The organism is Klebsiella sp. LTGPAF-6F (genome assembly GCF_001753185.1).
GTDB classification, from domain to species: domain Bacteria; phylum Pseudomonadota; class Gammaproteobacteria; order Enterobacterales; family Enterobacteriaceae; genus Klebsiella; species Klebsiella michiganensis.
Window position 1 is genome coordinate 1259524 of the sequence record NZ_CP017450.1, and the last position, 16654, is coordinate 1276177.

The window sequence follows — 16654 nt, forward strand, 5'->3', positions numbered from 1 at the left end:
TGTAATGTTATTTGTGAGTCACAGCCCGGACGATACGATCGCCTGAGAATTGGATTAAGTACACCAGAATAACCAGCAGCACCAGTACGGTATTCATTACCGTTGCATTGTAGCCGATATAACCGTACTGATAGCCAATCTGCCCGAGACCACCGGCACCCACGGCGCCGCCCATCGCGGAATAGCCGACCAGCGTAATGAGCGTGATGGTTGCCGCATTCACCAGGCCCGGCAGCGCTTCCGGCAGCAGAACCTTACGCACGATCTGCATCGGCGTTGCGCCCATGGCGCGGGATGCTTCGATAAGGCCGGTGGGGATCTCCAGCAGGGCGTTTTCCACCATACGGGCGATAAACGGCGCGGCGCCGACCGTCAGCGGAACGATAGCCGCCTGCAGGCCGATCGACGTGCCAACGATCACGCGAGTGAATGGGATCATCCACACCAGCAGGATAATAAAAGGAATCGAGCGGAAAATATTCACCACCGCCGAAAGCGTGCGGTAGAGCTTCGCATTAGCGACAATTTGCCCCGGACGGGTGACGTACAGCAGCACGCCGACCGGCAGGCCGAGAACAAAACCGAAGAAGCCGGAGACAAACGTCATGGCCAGCGTTTCCCATACGCCGCGAACCAGCAGCCAAATCATTGGTTCAGACATATCCCAGTACCTCTACTTTTACATGGTGTTCCTGTAGCCAGGCGATTGCGGCCTGGGTATCTTCCTGCGTGCCGTGCATCTCAGTGAGCATAATGCCGAACTTGACGCCGCCCGCGTAATCCATCTGCGCACTAATAATGTTGTTATTCACATTAAAACGACGGGCAGTCTCAGAAAGAAGCGGGGCATCAACGGAGTGACCCGTAAACTCCATGCGCAGCATGGGCACGCTATCGGGAAGCGCTTCAGGTTTAAGGCGGGCCTGATAATCATCCGGGATATCAAGGTGCAGCGTTGACTGAATAAACTGTTGCGCCAGCGGGGTTTTGGGATGAGAGAAGACCTCACTCACCGTATCCTGTTCAATCAGCTGGCCGTTGCTGATAACGGCAACGCAATCGCAGATGCGTTTGACGACATCCATTTCATGGGTAATCAGCAAAATCGTCAGGCCCAGGCGACGGTTGATATCTTTCAGCAGTTCCAGAATCGAACGCGTAGTGGCCGGGTCCAGAGCGCTGGTGGCTTCGTCGCAGAGCAGGACTTTTGGATTGCTCGCCAGCGCACGGGCGATGGCCACGCGCTGTTTTTGACCGCCGGAGAGATTTGCCGGATAGCTATCGTGTTTATCCCCCAGACCGACGAGATCGAGCAGCTCGGTCACCCGGCGCTTGATTTCATCTTTCGGCGTATTGTCGAGCTCCAGAGGCAACGCCACGTTGCCGAATACGGTGCGTGAGGCAAGCAGGTTAAAGTGCTGGAAGATCATGCCAATCTGGCGACGGGCGCGAGTGAGCTCTTTTTCTGACAGCGCCGTTAGTTCCTGGCCGCCCACCTGTACGCTGCCCTGCGTTGGACGTTCGAGCAGGTTAACGCAGCGGATTAACGTACTTTTACCCGCGCCGGAAGCGCCGATGACGCCATAAATTTGCCCGGCGGGGACATGCAGGCTGACATCGTTCAGCGCCTGTATGCTGCGATTTCCCTGCTGGAACACTTTGGTAATATTCGAAAGTTTAATCATCAGTTATTTATTATCGTTTAGCCGTTTGCCGTGGCATTTTCTTCTGCCGTGTCCAGGCGATGCCTGTCAATGAAATGGATGTTAAGGCATCCAGACGTCTAAATCAATCTGACTCTGTATAATGAGCACTTTCTTGCGTCCGGAAACATGCGATACTACGCGCATTAGCCTTTATCAGGAGCAAACCGGTGGCAATGTCAGTACCCGCAATTTTTCTTGACCGTGATGGCACGATTAATGTCGATCACGGCTATGTCCATGAAATCGACAACTTTGAATTTATCGATGGTGTCATTGACGCAATGCGTCAATTAAAGGAGATGGGTTACGCGCTGGTGCTGGTGACCAACCAGTCCGGTATCGCCCGCGGTAAGTTTACTGAAGAGCAGTTTGAAACGCTGACGGAGTGGATGGACTGGTCGCTGGCCGATCGCGGCGTTGATCTGGATGGCATCTATTATTGTCCGCACCACCCGCAGGGAACCGTTGAAGAGTTTCGCCAGACCTGCGACTGCCGCAAGCCGCATCCGGGTATGCTGATTTCGGCGCGCGACTATCTGCATATTGATATGGCGGCTTCCTTTATGGTTGGCGATAAAGTCGAAGATATGCAGGCAGCTCTGGCGGCCAATGTCGGCACGAAAGTATTAGTGCGCACCGGCAAGCCGATGACCCCAGAAGCCGAAAGTGCCGCTGATTGGGTGCTTAATAGCCTGGCAGACCTGCCGGATGCTATCAAAAAGCAGCAAAAATAAGCGTTATGTATAAAAGGTGAGCGGTTGAAATAAAATTGCATTTTACCGCTTGTCACCGCCGAATAACTCCCTATAATGCGCTCCCACTGACACGGCAGATGTGAATCACTTCACAAACAACCGGGTCGGTTGAAGAGAAAAAATCCTGAAATAACGGGTTGACTCTGAAAGAGGAAAGCGTAATATACGCCACCTCGCAACGGTGAGCGAAAGCCGCGTTGCACTGCTCTTTAACAATTTATCAGACAATCTGTGTGGGCACTCAAAGTGACATGGATTCTTAACGTCGCAAGACGAAAAATGAATACCAAGTCTCTGAGTGAACACGTAATTCATTACGAAGTTTAATTCACGAGCATCAAACTTAAATTGAAGAGTTTGATCATGGCTCAGATTGAACGCTGGCGGCAGGCCTAACACATGCAAGTCGAACGGTAGCACAGAGAGCTTGCTCTCGGGTGACGAGTGGCGGACGGGTGAGTAATGTCTGGGAAACTGCCTGATGGAGGGGGATAACTACTGGAAACGGTAGCTAATACCGCATAACGTCGCAAGACCAAAGAGGGGACCTTCGGGCCTCTTGCCATCAGATGTGCCCAGATGGGATTAGCTAGTAGGTGGGGTAACGGCTCACCTAGGCGACGATCCCTAGCTGGTCTGAGAGGATGACCAGCCACACTGGAACTGAGACACGGTCCAGACTCCTACGGGAGGCAGCAGTGGGGAATATTGCACAATGGGCGCAAGCCTGATGCAGCCATGCCGCGTGTATGAAGAAGGCCTTCGGGTTGTAAAGTACTTTCAGCGGGGAGGAAGGCGATAAGGTTAATAACCTTGTCGATTGACGTTACCCGCAGAAGAAGCACCGGCTAACTCCGTGCCAGCAGCCGCGGTAATACGGAGGGTGCAAGCGTTAATCGGAATTACTGGGCGTAAAGCGCACGCAGGCGGTCTGTCAAGTCGGATGTGAAATCCCCGGGCTCAACCTGGGAACTGCATTCGAAACTGGCAGGCTGGAGTCTTGTAGAGGGGGTAGAATTCCAGGTGTAGCGGTGAAATGCGTAGAGATCTGGAGGAATACCGGTGGCGAAGGCGGCCCCCTGGACAAAGACTGACGCTCAGGTGCGAAAGCGTGGGGAGCAAACAGGATTAGATACCCTGGTAGTCCACGCTGTAAACGATGTCGACTTGGAGGTTGTTCCCTTGAGGAGTGGCTTCCGGAGCTAACGCGTTAAGTCGACCGCCTGGGGAGTACGGCCGCAAGGTTAAAACTCAAATGAATTGACGGGGGCCCGCACAAGCGGTGGAGCATGTGGTTTAATTCGATGCAACGCGAAGAACCTTACCTACTCTTGACATCCACGGAACTTAGCAGAGATGCTTTGGTGCCTTCGGGAACCGTGAGACAGGTGCTGCATGGCTGTCGTCAGCTCGTGTTGTGAAATGTTGGGTTAAGTCCCGCAACGAGCGCAACCCTTATCCTTTGTTGCCAGCGGTTAGGCCGGGAACTCAAAGGAGACTGCCAGTGATAAACTGGAGGAAGGTGGGGATGACGTCAAGTCATCATGGCCCTTACGAGTAGGGCTACACACGTGCTACAATGGCATATACAAAGAGAAGCGACCTCGCGAGAGCAAGCGGACCTCATAAAGTATGTCGTAGTCCGGATTGGAGTCTGCAACTCGACTCCATGAAGTCGGAATCGCTAGTAATCGTGGATCAGAATGCCACGGTGAATACGTTCCCGGGCCTTGTACACACCGCCCGTCACACCATGGGAGTGGGTTGCAAAAGAAGTAGGTAGCTTAACCTTCGGGAGGGCGCTTACCACTTTGTGATTCATGACTGGGGTGAAGTCGTAACAAGGTAACCGTAGGGGAACCTGCGGTTGGATCACCTCCTTACCTTAAAGAACCTGCCTTTGTAGTGCTCACACAGATTGTCTGATGAAAATGTAGCAGTAAAAAATCTCTGCAGGCTTGTAGCTCAGGTGGTTAGAGCGCACCCCTGATAAGGGTGAGGTCGGTGGTTCAAGTCCACTCAGGCCTACCAAATTTCTGCTGATGCTGCGTTGCGGCGACACTCACATACTTTAGTATGCTTCGTGTCACCACGCCTTGCCTCAACAGAAATTAAGGTTGATGAGATTTAACTACGATGGGGCTATAGCTCAGCTGGGAGAGCGCCTGCTTTGCACGCAGGAGGTCTGCGGTTCGATCCCGCATAGCTCCACCATCTTTACTGCACAACACAAGAAAACTTCAGAGTGTACCTGAAAAGGTTCACTGCGAAGTTTTGCTCTTTAAAAATCTGGATCAAGCTGAAAATTGAAACGACACACAGTTAATGTGTGTTCGAGTCTCTCAAATTTTCGCGACACGACGATGTTTTACGAAACATCTTCGGGTTGTGAGGTTAAGCGACTAAGCGTACACGGTGGATGCCCTGGCAGTCAGAGGCGATGAAGGACGTGCTAATCTGCGAAAAGCGTCGGTAAGGTGATATGAACCGTTACAGCCGGCGATGTCCGAATGGGGAAACCCAGTGCAATTCGTTGCACTATCGTTAACTGAATACATAGGTTAACGAGGCGAACCGGGGGAACTGAAACATCTAAGTACCCCGAGGAAAAGAAATCAACCGAGATTCCCCAGTAGCGGCGAGCGAACGGGGAGCAGCCCGGAGTCTGAATCAGCTTGTGTGTTAGTGGAAGCGTCTGGAAAGTCGCAGGGTACAGGGTGATACTCCCGTACACTAAAACGCACAGGTTGTGAACTCGAAGAGTAGGGCGGGACACGTGGTATCCTGTCTGAATATGGGGGGACCATCCTCCAAGGCTAAATACTCCTGACTGACCGATAGTGAACCAGTACCGTGAGGGAAAGGCGAAAAGAACCCCGGCGAGGGGAGTGAAAAAGAACCTGAAACCGTGTACGTACAAGCAGTAGGAGCCCACTGGTTGGGTGACTGCGTACCTTTTGTATAATGGGTCAGCGACTTATATTCTGTAGCAAGGTTAACCGTATAGGGGAGCCGCAGGGAAACCGAGTCTTAACTGGGCGTTAAGTTGCAGGGTATAGACCCGAAACCCGGTGATCTAGCCATGGGCAGGTTGAAGGTTGGGTAACACTAACTGGAGGACCGAACCGACTAATGTTGAAAAATTAGCGGATGACTTGTGGCTGGGGGTGAAAGGCCAATCAAACCGGGAGATAGCTGGTTCTCCCCGAAAGCTATTTAGGTAGCGCCTCGTGAATTCATCTTCGGGGTAGAGCACTGTTTCGGCTAGGGGGTCATCCCGACTTACCAACCCGATGCAAACTACGAATACCGAAGAATGTTATCACGGGAGACACACGGCGGGTGCTAACGTCCGTCGTGAAGAGGGAAACAACCCAGACCGCCAGCTAAGGTCCCAAAGTCATGGTTAAGTGGGAAACGATGTGGGAAGGCCCAGACAGCCAGGATGTTGGCTTAGAAGCAGCCATCATTTAAAGAAAGCGTAATAGCTCACTGGTCGAGTCGGCCTGCGCGGAAGATGTAACGGGGCTAAACCATGCACCGAAGCTGCGGCAGCGACACTATGTGTTGTTGGGTAGGGGAGCGTTCTGTAAGCCGTTGAAGGTGGCCTGTGAGGGTTGCTGGAGGTATCAGAAGTGCGAATGCTGACATAAGTAACGATAATGCGGGTGAAAAACCCGCACGCCGGAAGACCAAGGGTTCCTGTCCAACGTTAATCGGGGCAGGGTGAGTCGACCCCTAAGGCGAGGCCGAAAGGCGTAGTCGATGGGAAACAGGTTAATATTCCTGTACTCGGTGTTACTGCGAAGGGGGACGGAGAAGGCTATGTTGGCCGGGCGACGGTTGTCCCGGTTTAAGCATGTAGGCGGATGTTCCAGGTAAATCCGGAACGTCACTAACGCTGAGGTGTGATGACGAGGCACTACGGTGCTGAAGTGACAAATGCCCTGCTTCCAGGAAAAGCCTCTAAGCATCAGGTAACATCAAATCGTACCCCAAACCGACACAGGTGGTCAGGTAGAGAATACCAAGGCGCTTGAGAGAACTCGGGTGAAGGAACTAGGCAAAATGGTGCCGTAACTTCGGGAGAAGGCACGCTGATGGTAAGTGAAGTGACTTGCTCATGGAGCTGAAATCAGTCGAAGATACCAGCTGGCTGCAACTGTTTATTAAAAACACAGCACTGTGCAAACACGAAAGTGGACGTATACGGTGTGACGCCTGCCCGGTGCCGGAAGGTTAATTGATGGGGTTATCCTCGCGGAGAAGCTCTTGATCGAAGCCCCGGTAAACGGCGGCCGTAACTATAACGGTCCTAAGGTAGCGAAATTCCTTGTCGGGTAAGTTCCGACCTGCACGAATGGCGTAATGATGGCCAGGCTGTCTCCACCCGAGACTCAGTGAAATTGAACTCGCTGTGAAGATGCAGTGTACCCGCGGCAAGACGGAAAGACCCCGTGAACCTTTACTATAGCTTGACACTGAACACTGGTCCTTGATGTGTAGGATAGGTGGGAGGCTTTGAAGTGTGGACGCCAGTCTGCATGGAGCCATCCTTGAAATACCACCCTTTAATGGCTGGTGTTCTAACGTGGGCCCGTAATCCGGGTTGCGGACAGTGTCTGGTGGGTAGTTTGACTGGGGCGGTCTCCTCCTAAAGAGTAACGGAGGAGCACGAAGGTCAGCTAATCCTGGTCGGACATCAGGAGGTTAGTGCAATGGCATAAGCTGGCTTGACTGCGAGCGTGACGGCGCGAGCAGGTGCGAAAGCAGGTCATAGTGATCCGGTGGTTCTGAATGGAAGGGCCATCGCTCAACGGATAAAAGGTACTCCGGGGATAACAGGCTGATACCGCCCAAGAGTTCATATCGACGGCGGTGTTTGGCACCTCGATGTCGGCTCATCACATCCTGGGGCTGAAGTAGGTCCCAAGGGTATGGCTGTTCGCCATTTAAAGTGGTACGCGAGCTGGGTTTAGAACGTCGTGAGACAGTTCGGTCCCTATCTGCCGTGGGCGCTGGAGAATTGAGGGGGGCTGCTCCTAGTACGAGAGGACCGGAGTGGACGCATCACTGGTGTTCGGGTTGTCATGCCAATGGCATTGCCCGGTAGCTAAATGCGGAAGAGATAAGTGCTGAAAGCATCTAAGCACGAAACTTGCCCCGAGATGAGTTCTCCCTGACCCTTTAAGGGTCCTGAAGGAACGTTGAAGACGACGACGTTGATAGGCCGGGTGTGTAAGCGCAGCGATGCGTTGAGCTAACCGGTACTAATGAACCGTGAGGCTTAACCTTACAACGCCGAAGATGTTTTGGCGATTTGAGAAGACAACAATTTCAGCTTAGATTCAGAGTTGAGTACGCAATAATTTGCGCAGCAGCAAGGCGACAAGCGAAGGAAAGGAAGGAGCATACTGAGGTATGTGACTGACTTTACGAGCGCGGGCAACGCAGCTGATGCGATAAAGAATTGCGTACTGAGCACAAAGAATTTGCCTGGCGGCACTAGCGCGGTGGTCCCACCTGACCCCATGCCGAACTCAGAAGTGAAACGCCGTAGCGCCGATGGTAGTGTGGGGTCTCCCCATGTGAGAGTAGGGAACTGCCAGGCATCAAATTAAGTAGTAAGCCGGTGCATAAATCCGGTGGTTACAGAAGTATTCGGTGGAGCGGTAGTTCAGTCGGTTAGAATACCTGCCTGTCACGCAGGGGGTCGCGGGTTCGAGTCCCGTCCGTTCCGCCACTTATTAAAAGCCCTGAGCATTTGCTCAGGGCTTTTTCTTTGCTTGTCGCTTTATTATTGCTTTTTTAGCAAAAATCCTCTGCGTTTAGCGCTCTTTTTCTCAATCCTCTCGTTGGTCATAATTACCCTCGTTAACCGATATGAATGAATAAAGAGGAAAATCATGACAATCCCTGCATTTGGTCTTGGGACCTTCCGTCTGAAAGATGACGTGGTTATTGCATCTGTAAAAACGGCGTTTGAGCTGGGCTATCGCACCATTGATACCGCGCAAATCTATGATAATGAAGCTGCTGTGGGTCAGGCTATTGCTGAAAGCGGCGTTGCGCGCGATGAACTGTTCATCACCACCAAGATCTGGATTGAAAATCTCAGCAAAGACAAGCTGATCGCCAGCCTGAAAGAGAGCCTGCTGAAGCTGCGAACTGACTATGTCGACCTGACGTTAATCCACTGGCCGTCGCCAAACGATGCCGTTGCCGTCGAAGAGTTTATGGCCGCGCTGCTGGAAGCGAAAAAGCAGGGGCTGACCCGTCAGATTGGTATTTCTAACTTCACCATTCCGCTGATGGAGCGGGCAATTGCCGCCGTTGGCGCAGAGAATATCGCGACCAACCAGGTTGAACTCTCTCCGTACCTGCAGAATCGTAAAGTGGTTGATTGGGCGCGTGAACACGGTATTCATATCACCTCTTACATGACGCTGGCCTACGGTAAGGCGCTGAAAGATGAAGTGATTGCACGTATTGCGACGAAACATAATGCCACGCCGGCACAGGTTATCCTGGCCTGGGCAATGGGCGAAGGTTATGCGGTAATTCCGTCTTCGACGCGGCGCGAAAACCTGGCAAGCAACCTTAAAGCTCAGGATCTGCAGCTTGATGAAGACGATCGCCAGGCGATCGCCGCCCTGGACTGCAACGATCGTCTGGTTAGCCCGGACGGTCTGGCGCCTGAATGGGACTAATCTAATCCCCCTCTGTACTCTACAACCCTCTTACAGCTCCTTCGGGAGCTGTTTTACATGTTCGCTAAGAAAGTCGATAAAGGCTCTGATCCGCGTGCTTACGGCTCTGTCGCTGTAGTAAACCGCGCTAAACGGCATTTCAACCGGCAGCCGTTTATCAGCCAGCAGTTCGACAAACGCCCCTTCAGCAATTTCCTTATCCACCATATAGTCCGACAGACAGGCGATTCCGTTACCGGCCAGGCACAGCTGCTTGAGCGTTTCTCCGCTATTGGAAGATATCTCGCTTTCGATTTCCAGCAGCTGGCCATCGCAGCAGGAGACTGGCCAGGTATTCAATGAAACAGGTTCGCTAAAACCGAGGCATTGATGATTTTTTAGCTCAGCGACGCTTTGCGGCGTGCCATGGCGAGCAAGATAGTCCGGTGAAGCGATTATTTTGCGGTAGCTATTAAACAATGGCCTGGCGCGCAGGCTGGAATCGGTCAGCGTGCCGGCGCGGATCGCGACGTCAACTTTCCGCTCAATCAGATTGATAAAGGTTTCGGACGAGACCAGTGTAAGGCTCATCTCTGGATAACGCTCGCGGAAGGGTTTTATCAACGGCATCAGGAAATGCAGTATCACCGGCGTCGCGGCATCAACCCGTAATAGTCCTCTTGGCGTCGTACGACTCTCCAGAAGTTCATTTTCGGCAGCGGCCATCTCCTGAAGCACAACCTGCATGCGACGGAAATAACGTTCTCCTTCTTCGGTCAGGCTTAGCTGACGGGTCGTACGGTTAAGCAGGCTCACGCCGAGCTTTGATTCCAGCTTTTTCACCGCCCGGCTGACGGCGGAATTGGCCTGACCTAGCTGTTCCGCTGCGCGGCTAAAGCTGCCGCTCTCGACCACGGCGACAAAAATGGCGATTTCTTCTGAGGTAGCTCTCATTATTGCACCTGTGGCAAAATTCTATTGATACTTTGGCTATTTTTGTTATTAAAGCATCTCTTCATACTACGTGTCATCTTAATCATGTTGATACGGAGTACATTATGCCGCTGGCGCTACTTGCCTTAACTATCGGTGCCTTTGCTATTGGCACGACCGAATTTGTCATTGTGGGCCTGGTGCCCACCATTGCAGAACAACTCGCTATTTCGCTACCCTCAGCGGGGCTGTTGGTTTCTATCTACGCGCTCGGCGTGGCGATTGGCGCCCCGGTGCTCACCGCGCTGACCGGGCGTATGCCGCGTAAGCAACTGCTGCTGGCGTTAATGGCGCTGTTTACCGCCGGTAACCTGCTGGCCTGGCAGGCGCCGGGTTATGAAACTCTGGTTCTGGCACGCCTGCTGACGGGACTGGCGCACGGGGTATTCTTTTCGATCGGATCGACAATTGCGACCAGCCTGGTCCCGAAAGAGAAAGCGGCTTCGGCGATTGCGATTATGTTTGGCGGTCTGACCGTTGCGCTGGTGACCGGCGTACCATTGGGCACCTTTATCGGCCAACACTTTGGCTGGCGCGAGACGTTCCTTGCCGTGTCGATCCTTGGCGTAATCGCGTTAATGAGCAGCCTTATCCTGGTGCCGAATAACATTCCCGGTCGTGTCAGCGCCGGTTTGCGCGCTCAGCTCCAGGTTCTGACTCATCCTCGTTTACTGATAATCTATGCCATTACGGCTTTGGGATACGGCGGCGTATTCACCGCTTTTACCTTCCTGGCGCCGATGATGCAGGATCTTGCCGGATTTAGCCCGGCGGCCGTTAGCTGGATCCTCCTGGGCTACGGTGTTTCTGTGGCGGTGGGCAACGTATGGGGCGGAAAGCTGGCGGATAAGCATGGCGCCGTGCCCGCGCTGAAGCTGATTTTTGCCGCCCTGGTTGCTTTACTGCTGATCTTTCAGTTTACGGCCAGCATTCAGTATGCGGCGCTGGCGACGGTACTGGTGATGGGCATCTTCGCATTCGGTAACGTTCCGGGTCTGCAGGTATACGTTGTGCAGAAAGCGGAGCAGTATACTCCAGGCGCGGTTGACGTTGCCTCAGGCCTGAATATTGCCGCCTTTAACATCGGGATTGCCTTAGGATCGGTGATTGGCGGGCAGACGGTAGAACATTATGGTCTGGATCAGACGCCCTGGATTGGCGCGCTGATAGTTCTGGTCGCGCTGTTGCTGGTGGTTCTTAGCGGCCGGCTCGATAAGCCTCAGCGCTGTGCTACGGTTCTTTCCGTAGAAGGATAAAGGTTTCTGGCAAATTGCATTGAAAGTGTATACAAAAATCCCTATAACAGAAGGACCAGCTGCAGTCTCGGGCTGGTTTCCTGTTATCGAGGTTTGATGCCTAAATTGCGAAAGAATACCTATGCCATGCGCTACGTCGCCGGACAGCCTGCGGAGAGAATCTTACCTCCGGGGTCGTTTGCTGGCATGACTCCGGCTTTTCCGGCGGGAGTACCGTTAAGTTCGGATGAAAAAATCCGCGTACTGGTGTGGAACATCTTCAAGCAGCAGCGCGCCGAGTGGAAATCAGTTCTTAACAACTTTGGTAAAGATGCGCACCTGGTGTTATTACAGGAAGCGCAAACCACGCCTGAGTTAGTGAAATTCGCCACCTCCAATTATCTGGCCGCTGACCAGGTTCCGGCACTGGTGCTTCCGCAGCATCCTTCCGGCGTGATGACGTTAGCTTCCGCCCACCCCATTTACTGCTGCCCACTGCGCGAGCGCGAGCCTATCCTGCGGCTGGCAAAGTCAGCGTTGGTCACCGTTTACCCGTTACCGGATACCCGGCTGCTGATGGTGGTAAATATCCACGCGGTCAACTTTAGTCTTGGCGTGGATGTCTACAGCAAGCAGCTGCTGCCGATTGGCGACCAGATTGCCCATCACAGCGGGCCGGTGATAATGGCGGGTGACTTTAACGCCTGGAGTCGTCCGCGAATGAACGCTTTGTATCGCTTTGCGCGTGAAATGTCGCTGCGCGAAGTCCGCTTCTCTGACGATCAGCGCCGCCGTACTTTTGGCCGCCCGCTTGATTTTGTGTTCTACCGGGGGTTAAGCGTGCACGATGCTTCCGTGCTGGTGACCCGCGCGTCCGACCACAACCCGCTACTAGTTGAATTCAGTCCCGGCAAGCCTGATTAATTAAGGTATGTCAGGCCTGCCATGGGGGCAGGCCTGCGTATGCATGGTGCTGCCTTTATTACTCAAAAAACCGAAGGACAATGCAATGACAACACGCTCTCATCATGACAACGTCGAAAAACAGTTTGGCTCACAGGCTAGCGCCTACCTGAGCAGTGCCGTACACGCTTCAGGGCGCGATCTGCAGCGCCTGGCCGAACGGCTGGCGGACTTCCCTCAGGCCCACGTGCTCGATATGGGATGCGGTGCCGGACACGCCAGCTTTGCGGCGGCAGGGCAGGTTGCCCAGGTAACGGCATATGATTTATCCAGCCAGATGCTGGAGGTGGTGGCTCAGGCCGCAAGGGATAAAGGTTTTGCTAACATTGCCACGCAGCAGGGCTATGCCGAATCTTTGCCTTTCGCTGATGCCAGCTTTGATGTCGCGATCAGCCGTTATTCTGCGCATCACTGGCATGATGTCGGCCGGGCATTGCGCGAAGTGAAGCGGGTGCTGAAACCGGGCGGAGTGATGATTATTATGGATGTGATGTCGCCCGGCCATCCTGTTCGCGACGTCTGGCTGCAGACGGTTGAGGCGCTGCGCGATACCTCCCATGTTCGCAACTACTCCAGCGGCGAATGGCTGACAATGGCGAGTGAGGCCGGTTTGGTGATAAATCATCTGCTGACCGATCGCCTGCCTCTGGAGTTCAGCTCCTGGGTCGCGCGGATGCGGACGCCAGAGGCGCTGACGGAAGCGATTCGTTTATACCAGGAGAGCGCATCGGCGGAGGTCAAAGCCTATTTTGCATTGCAGCAGGATGGTTCTTTCACCAGCGATACGATTATGTTTGAGGCCCATAAGGCCATCTGACGCAGAGATAAAACAAAAGGCACCGCATGGGTGCCTTTTTTAATGCCTGCTGAATCATCAGGATTCTGGTCTGTCGCTATTTTTCACAAACAGCGTCAGCTGATCGCCGGGTTTCAGGTTGCCGGTATCGCTGTTCCAGCGCATCACATCGCGAATGTTCACGCCATGGCGTTTCGCAATGCTCGACAAAGAGTCGCCCTTACGCACGCGATAGGTAATGCTATCGCTATTGTTTGCCAGACGTTCAGCGCTGCTGCCTGCGCCAATCACCAGATTCTGACCGACCTTCAGGTTAGAACCGCGAATACCGTTCCACTGCTGCAGATCTTTCGTTGATACGCCGAGACGCGATGCAATGCCGGAGATGGTGTCACCGGAGCGCACCTGGTAGCTGCGGCTGGTCAACGGCTTGTTGTCAGCCAGCAGCGTCGGCTGCACGGCGGCAATATCACCGGAGGCCAAAGACTCACGCAGCTGCGCCGCATGCTTCTGCGGTACCAGTACGTAATTCGGCCCGTTCGCGCCCAGAGTCGACCCCTTAACGCCTGCATTGAACGTTTTCAGCTTGCTGACGGGCATTCCTGCCATATCCGCTAGCTGGGAAATCTCAACCGGACTGTCGAGACGTACACGCGCCAGGGCGCGGCTTTCGTCTGCTGTCGGCAGCCTTACGCCATACCGCTTGCTGTTCTTGAGAATATCGCTCAGGGCCAGCATTTTTGGTACGTATATTTTGGTTTCCTGTGGTAATGAAAGCGACCAGAAATCGGTGGGTTTACCCCGTGATTTGTTCGCTTTGATAGCCTTCATTACCCGACCTTCGCCGCTGTTATAGGCAGCGACGGTTAACAACCAGTCGCCGTCGAACATTTTGTTCAGACGTTGCATCATGTTTAACGCTGCCGTGGTTGAGGCAACGATGTCACGACGCGCATCGTAACTGCGGGTCTGTTTCAAACCATAATTGCGCCCGGTGCTCGGAATGATCTGCCAAATGCCTGCGGCATTGGCGCCAGACGTTGCGTGCGGGTCAAAAGCGCTCTCCACTATGGGTAGTAATACCAGTTCCATTGGCATGTTACGTTTCTTAACTTGCCCGGCTATCCAGTACATATACGGCTCTGCCCGTAAAGTTACATCGTGGAGATAGCTCTTATTTCTTAAGTACTTCTGTTTTTGTTCGCGAATCCGGACGTTTTCCGGAATTCCCATCTTTAGCTCGTCGCCTATTGAAGTCCACAGATCCTGGTCTTGCGCGTAGAAGGTTCCATCATCTAACCAGCGCGCTCGACTTGTGAACTTGCTTGCTTCCCCTTGACTCGCTGCAGAAAGGCTCTGTGCGTGCTGTTGTACGGTGCCATCGTTCTTAGACGCCTGGCACCCCACCAGCAGGACAGAGGCGAGTAAAATCGCTCGTGCCTTCATGTGTGTGTCAATAGTTGCTTAAAAGACGAGCAAGGATAACGGTGAAGTTGTCTGAAGACAAGAATTAAATATCAGAAGTCGTCTTTCTTTGACCTTAACCAGGCAAATCGCTGAATAGAGTGTTGCAAATTTGTTTCTTTGTCTATTTCTTTAATTAAATCATCATCATCCGTTCTAAGAAATAAATTAATAAGACGCTCATTTTTCAGAGTTACGGGGAGTGTTTTTTGGTTTTTTGCACGTAACTCATTAACTTTGCGGTAGTAATCGTTTATCTCCCTATCATGGGGAAGGATGCTTATTGCAAACTTCATGTTTGCTAAAGTGTACTCATGTGCGCAACATATTAATGTTTCGTCAGGAAGGGCGCCAATCTTCTTAAATGATTGATACATCTGCTCTGCGGTCCCTTCGAAGAGTCTGCCGCAGCCGCCGGAAAACATTGTATCGCCACAAAATAGATAAGGTGCGCTGTAGAAACAGATGTGTCCTAAAGTGTGACCTGGCGTGGCAAAAATAGAAAATTCGCGGCCCAAAACAGTGAGGCTATCTCCGTCCTTCACGACGTGGGTTGCGCCCTTATCCTGGGTTTCTGCCGGTCCGTAAACCACCAGGTTCGGAAATTTTTCCCGCAGTTGTTTAACGCCGCCAACGTGGTCGCGGTGGTGATGCGTCAACAAGATGGCTTCCGGCTGCCAGCGGTTTTGTTCGATGGCGGTGAGCACGGGCGCGGCTTCTCCGGGATCGACTATCAGGCAGCGCCCGCTATCTTCACTAAGAACCCAGATGTAGTTGTCCTGAAATGCGGGAATACTGATAAGATTCATAAATTACCTCTAATGCGTAGCGGAAGGTTGCGATGAAGCCGGCAAGGATACCTCATACAGTTACAGCGCCAGAGCACTGGTCCAGCATGCCGTGGGGCGAATACTACCGCGAATCGCTGGAACGGCAGATGAAACCGTGGCTCGCTAAATTATATGGCTTTCATTTACTTAAGATTGGCAATCTGAGCGCGGAAATCAATACCGAAGCCTGCGCGATTTCCCATCAGGTGAATGTCTCTTTGCAGGGGAATCCTGTGCAGGTAAAGGCCGATCCGCTGCATTTGCCTTTTGCCGAAAAGTCGGTAGATGCCTGCCTGCTGGCGCATACCTTACCGTGGTGCAGCGATCCGCATCGACTGCTGCGGGAAGCGGACCGGGTGCTGATTGACGATGGCTGGATAATTTTAACCAGTTTTAATCCTGTAAGCCTGATGGGGTTACGTAAACTGGTGCCGGTGTTACGCAATAAGCCCCCCTATAACAGCCGCATGTTCACCTTAACGCGTCAGATGGACTGGCTGGGGTTGCTGAATTTTGAAGTTATGCACTACGGGGGCTATCAGGTCCTTCCCTGGTCGCGCCACGGGGGGAAAATGCTCAGCACGCATCTACCGGCGTTGGGATGTCTGCAGCTCATTGTTGCCCGTAAACGCACTATCCCATTGACGCTAAACCCGATGAAATCGGGCAAAGCAAAAAAACGGATACCGCAGGCGGTAGGCGCCACGCGTCAGTGGCGCAAGGGGGAGAATTAACTTTCTGCCTGATAACCGATGTCGTCCCGGGTTGGGTTAGATGCCGCCGCGCGCGCCAGTTCGTCGCAACGTTCGTTTTCCGGATGTCCGGCGTGGCCTTTAACCCATTCCCATTTTATCTTGTGTTGACCCAGCGCGGCGTCCAGGCGCTGCCAGAGATCGACATTTTTTACCGGTTTCTTGTCGGCCGTTTTCCAGCCGCGTTTTTTCCAGTTGTGGATCCACTGCGTAATCCCCTGACGCACATACTGGCTGTCGGTACTGAGGATCACTTCACAATGTTCTTTCAGCGCTTCCAGGGCGACGATGGCGGCCATCATCTCCATGCGGTTGTTCGTTGTAAGGTTAAAGCCTTCGCTAAAAGTTTTTTCCTTCCCGCGATAGCGTAAAATCGCACCGTAGCCGCCAGGACCTGGATTTCCCAGGCAAGAACCATCGGTGAAAATTTCTACCTGTTTGAGCATCTCTGGTAGACTTCCTGTAATTGAA

At 53.0% G+C, this 16654-nt stretch carries 12 protein-coding genes, 3 tRNA genes and 3 rRNA genes; 12 read left to right on the forward strand and 6 right to left on the reverse strand.

From position 1 onward, the window contains the following. Positions 1-7: 7 nt before the first annotated feature. Together BJF97_RS05875 and metN are read right to left on the reverse strand one after the other, a co-directional pair. Positions 8-661 (reverse strand): methionine ABC transporter permease MetI, encoded by a 654-nt coding sequence (locus tag BJF97_RS05875; RefSeq protein ID WP_004098792.1) that lies wholly within the window; start codon positions 659-661, stop codon positions 8-10. Beyond that, on the reverse strand, positions 654-1685 hold the full coding sequence (metN, locus tag BJF97_RS05880) for a methionine ABC transporter ATP-binding protein MetN (protein WP_004098793.1): 1032 nt from the start codon (positions 1683-1685) through the stop codon (positions 654-656). Before metN ends, BJF97_RS05875 begins: the two co-directional genes overlap by 8 nt. Before the next feature lie 188 nt (positions 1686-1873). Here metN and gmhB point away from each other — a divergent pair, with 188 nt between their 5' ends. The 8 genes from gmhB (at position 1874) to dkgB (ending at position 9171) form a co-directional block, all read left to right on the forward strand. Further along, entirely contained in the window at positions 1874-2440 is a 567-nt protein-coding gene (gene gmhB / locus BJF97_RS05885) for a D-glycero-beta-D-manno-heptose 1,7-bisphosphate 7-phosphatase (RefSeq protein WP_032694375.1), read from the forward strand. 366 nt (positions 2441-2806) lie between these two features. Beyond that, positions 2807-4344, forward strand: a 16S ribosomal RNA gene (locus tag BJF97_RS05895). 71 nt (positions 4345-4415) lie between these two features. Further along, positions 4416-4492 (forward strand) — tRNA-Ile (locus BJF97_RS05900). A 107-nt stretch (positions 4493-4599) separates the two neighbouring features. Then, a tRNA-Ala gene (locus tag BJF97_RS05905) sits at positions 4600-4675 on the forward strand. A 178-nt stretch (positions 4676-4853) separates the two neighbouring features. Further along, positions 4854-7756: ribosomal RNA gene (locus BJF97_RS05910) — 23S ribosomal RNA — on the forward strand. Positions 7757-7956: 200 nt separating this feature from the next. After that, positions 7957-8072 (forward strand): 5S ribosomal RNA (gene rrf, locus BJF97_RS05915). The 16S, 23S and 5S rRNA genes sit together here with 3 tRNA genes alongside, the layout of an rRNA operon. 55 nt (positions 8073-8127) lie before the next feature. Beyond that, positions 8128-8204, forward strand: a tRNA-Asp gene (locus BJF97_RS05920). Positions 8205-8367: 163 nt separating this feature from the next. Beyond that, entirely contained in the window at positions 8368-9171 is an 804-nt protein-coding gene (gene dkgB, locus BJF97_RS05925) for a 2,5-didehydrogluconate reductase DkgB (RefSeq protein ID WP_032693178.1), read from the forward strand. Positions 9172-9201: 30 nt separating this feature from the next. Here the strand turns inward: dkgB and yafC are convergent, their stop codons facing one another. Next, entirely contained in the window at positions 9202-10104 is a 903-nt protein-coding gene (gene yafC, locus BJF97_RS05930; RefSeq protein ID WP_004847906.1) for a DNA-binding transcriptional regulator YafC, read from the reverse strand. 104 nt (positions 10105-10208) lie between these two features. Here yafC and BJF97_RS05935 point away from each other — a divergent pair, with 104 nt between their 5' ends. From BJF97_RS05935 to BJF97_RS05945, 3 genes are all read left to right on the forward strand, one after another. Next, on the forward strand, positions 10209-11399 hold the full coding sequence (locus BJF97_RS05935) for an MFS transporter (protein WP_014228021.1): 1191 nt from the start codon (positions 10209-10211) through the stop codon (positions 11397-11399). 105 nt (positions 11400-11504) lie between these two features. After that, positions 11505-12302 (forward strand): endonuclease/exonuclease/phosphatase family protein, encoded by a 798-nt coding sequence (locus BJF97_RS05940; protein ID WP_025108464.1) that lies wholly within the window; start codon positions 11505-11507, stop codon positions 12300-12302. A gap of 85 nt (positions 12303-12387) precedes the next feature. Continuing rightward, positions 12388-13158 (forward strand): class I SAM-dependent methyltransferase, encoded by a 771-nt coding sequence (locus BJF97_RS05945; protein ID WP_032693179.1) that lies wholly within the window; start codon positions 12388-12390, stop codon positions 13156-13158. A gap of 57 nt (positions 13159-13215) precedes the next feature. On the opposite strand, the gene mltD is transcribed toward BJF97_RS05945, so the two are convergent. Both mltD and gloB read right to left on the reverse strand, forming a co-directional pair. Beyond that, entirely contained in the window at positions 13216-14583 is a 1368-nt protein-coding gene (gene mltD / locus BJF97_RS05950) for a murein transglycosylase D (RefSeq protein WP_004129156.1), read from the reverse strand. Between the two features lie 71 nt (positions 14584-14654). Beyond that, complete coding sequence (gloB, locus tag BJF97_RS05955; RefSeq protein ID WP_014837463.1) at positions 14655-15410, reverse strand: hydroxyacylglutathione hydrolase; 756 nt, start codon at positions 15408-15410, stop codon at positions 14655-14657. 32 nt (positions 15411-15442) lie between these two features. On the opposite strand from gloB, the gene BJF97_RS05960 reads away from it, so the two are divergent. Continuing rightward, positions 15443-16165, forward strand: coding sequence for a class I SAM-dependent methyltransferase (locus BJF97_RS05960; RefSeq protein ID WP_014228026.1), 723 nt, complete (start codon positions 15443-15445; stop codon positions 16163-16165). On the opposite strand, the gene rnhA is transcribed toward BJF97_RS05960, so the two are convergent. After that, positions 16162-16629 (reverse strand): ribonuclease HI, encoded by a 468-nt coding sequence (rnhA, locus tag BJF97_RS05965; protein ID WP_004129160.1) that lies wholly within the window; start codon positions 16627-16629, stop codon positions 16162-16164. The genes BJF97_RS05960 and rnhA overlap by 4 nt on opposite strands. Positions 16630-16654 lie beyond the last annotated feature (25 nt).

Bases quoted from the DNA above. Each gene is read 5' to 3' on its own strand.
- BJF97_RS05875 (WP_004098792.1), bottom strand. From the start codon at position 661: ATGTCTGAACCAATGATTTGGCTGCTGGTTCGCGGCGTATGGGAAACG.
- metN (WP_004098793.1), bottom strand. From the start codon at position 1,685: ATGATTAAACTTTCGAATATTACCAAAGTGTTCCAGCAGGGAAATCGC.
- dkgB (WP_032693178.1), top strand. From the start codon at position 8,368: ATGACAATCCCTGCATTTGGTCTTGGGACCTTCCGTCTGAAAGATGAC.
- yafC (WP_004847906.1), bottom strand. From the start codon at position 10,104: ATGAGAGCTACCTCAGAAGAAATCGCCATTTTTGTCGCCGTGGTCGAG.
- BJF97_RS05935 (WP_014228021.1), top strand. From the start codon at position 10,209: ATGCCGCTGGCGCTACTTGCCTTAACTATCGGTGCCTTTGCTATTGGC.
- BJF97_RS05945 (WP_032693179.1), top strand. From the start codon at position 12,388: ATGACAACACGCTCTCATCATGACAACGTCGAAAAACAGTTTGGCTCA.
- mltD (WP_004129156.1), bottom strand. From the start codon at position 14,583: ATGAAGGCACGAGCGATTTTACTCGCCTCTGTCCTGCTGGTGGGGTGC.
- gloB (WP_014837463.1), bottom strand. From the start codon at position 15,410: ATGAATCTTATCAGTATTCCCGCATTTCAGGACAACTACATCTGGGTT.
- BJF97_RS05960 (WP_014228026.1), top strand. From the start codon at position 15,443: ATGAAGCCGGCAAGGATACCTCATACAGTTACAGCGCCAGAGCACTGG.
- rnhA (WP_004129160.1), bottom strand. From the start codon at position 16,629: ATGCTCAAACAGGTAGAAATTTTCACCGATGGTTCTTGCCTGGGAAAT.